Below are 2,022 nucleotides of genomic sequence, written 5' to 3' on the forward strand. Positions count from 1 at the left end.
GCCGGTCGGGGCCGCGTTACCGGGCGTGGTCGCGTTGCCCGTCGTCGTCGCGGCCCCCGAGGCGGTCGCGTCGCCGGACGGGCGGCCCGCGTACGCCAGCCGCACGTCGTAGTGCTCGACGTCGTAGCCGCCGTTTCCGGCCGCCGGGAAATAGGCGTCCCCGAGCCCGGACGATCCGGGCGCCCCGCCCGCGACCTGGCCCGTCACCTCGCCGATCGCGCCGCCGACCGGTCCGGCGTGTCCGGGGTGGTGCGCCGGCAAGGCCGCGGCGGCGGTCGCCACGGTGGCCGCCGCCGCGACCGCAGTGGTCGCCCGCCACCGGGTCGTGCGTGCTCGTTGACCGTTCACCCGGCCAAGCCTGGACGGCGCGGGCAACCCGGTCCCGTCGCTGGGCCGGGTCTTTGACCTCCCCTTGCCGCCCGTTCACCCTCGCCGGACGCTCGGTCCGCCACGCGGACGGCGCGCCGCCGGTCCCGTCAGACGGAGTTAGCGGCGCTCAGCGGGACCTTCAGAGGGACGGGCGGCGGGGCTGGTACAGCCAGGCGTCGAAGAACGGGCCGAGCTTCTGGCCCGACGCCCGCTCGGCCGTCGCGACGAACTCCGGGGTCGTGCCGTTCGAGCCGCGCTTGGCGGCCGTCCAGGCGCGCAGGACCTTGAAGAACGCCGCGTCGCCGAGCTTGGTGCGCAGCGCGTGCAGCGTCATCCCGCCGCGGTCGTAGACGGCGCGCCCGAACAGGTCGGTGCGGCCGGGGTCGCCGATGCGGACGCCCCACAGCTCGGCCCCGTCCTGCCGGTACAGCCGGTCGAACCGCTGCTGGACGGTCGGACCGCCCTGGCGCTGGCCCCACATCCACTCGGCGTACGTCGCGAAGCCCTCGTTGAGCCAGATGTCCTTCCAGCGGGCGACGCTGACACTGTCGCCGAACCACTGGTGCGCCAGCTCGTGCGCCATGATCGTCTCGTCCGGGCCGAACGAGCCATACACCGGCCGGGTCTGGGTCTCCAGCGCGAAGTCCACGTCCGCGTCGTCGATGACCGAGCCGGTGGACGAGAACGGGTAGGGCCCGAACAGCTTCGCCCACGCGTCGGTGATCTCGGCGGTCTTGGCGGCGACGGCGTCCACGCCCGGCCCGGGGACGGTCGGGTCGACGGCCGTGAGGTACGGGATGCCGCCGGGCGTCCGCCCGCGCCGGACGTCGAAGCGGCCGACGTCCACGGTGGCGAGGTAGGTCGCCATCGGCTGCGCCACGTGCCAGGTCGTCGTGGTCATCGCCCGCCGCCGGTAGGCGATCGTCGTGACGGTCGGCTCGGGCGAGACGCCGGGCGGCTGGTTCGGGCCGGGCTCCTCGCCGGGCCCGCCGCCGCCGGGACCGCCGCCGGGGGGCGGGCTGTTCGGGACGGTCGGCGCGTCCTGCCCGCCCGGGTCCCCGCCGTCGGAGCCGCCGCCGCCCGGCGCCGTGCCGGACGCCGGCTCGCCGTTGGAGATCGCGGTCAGCCCCTCCGGGACGGTGACCTGGATGTCGAAGGTGGCCTTGTCGCTCGGGTGGTCGTTGCTCGGGAACCAGGTGTGCGCGCCGCTCGGCTGGCACGCCACGAACACCCCGTCCCGGGTGCGGATCCAGCCGTACTTGCCCAGCACCTTGTCGCGGACGGGCTGCGGCGTCCCCGAGTACCGGACGGTCGTGACGAACCGCGCGCCCTTCCGCACCGCCTTCCCCGGCCGGACGACCAGCTCGGACCCGGCCCGCTGGTAGCCGGCGGGCCGTCCGTCCACCTTGACCTCCGCGACCGTCAGGCCGGTGAGGTCGAGGTCGAACGACTCCAGCGGCTGCGTCGCGACGGCGGTGATCTCCGCCGTGCCGTCCAGCTGCTTGGCCTCGTCCTCCGGGACGATCGTCAGCTTCAGCCCGTAGTGCTGGACGTCGTACCCGGCGTTGCCGTCGCCGGGCGTGTAGGGGTCGCCCGCCGTGGCGTCCCGGCCGAGGCCGGACGGCTCGGGCCCGGCCGGCCCGGGGTCCTCAC

Annotated in this window: 1 protein-coding gene and 1 pseudogene; both read right to left on the reverse strand. The window is 75.5% G+C overall.

Features of this window, described 5'->3' with window-relative positions:
- Nucleotides 1–348 (reverse strand): annotated as a pseudogene (locus AB0J52_RS37940) (hypothetical protein); the annotation flags it as partial.
- Nucleotides 349–508: 160 nt separating this feature from the next.
- The coding region (locus tag AB0J52_RS37945) for a M1 family metallopeptidase (protein ID WP_500187826.1) at nucleotides 509–2,022 on the reverse strand (1,514 nt) is incomplete at its 5' end.

The sequence above is a fragment of the Spirillospora sp. NPDC049652 genome (genome assembly GCF_040675125.1).
Taxonomy (GTDB): Bacteria; Actinomycetota; Actinomycetes; order Streptosporangiales; family Streptosporangiaceae; genus Spirillospora.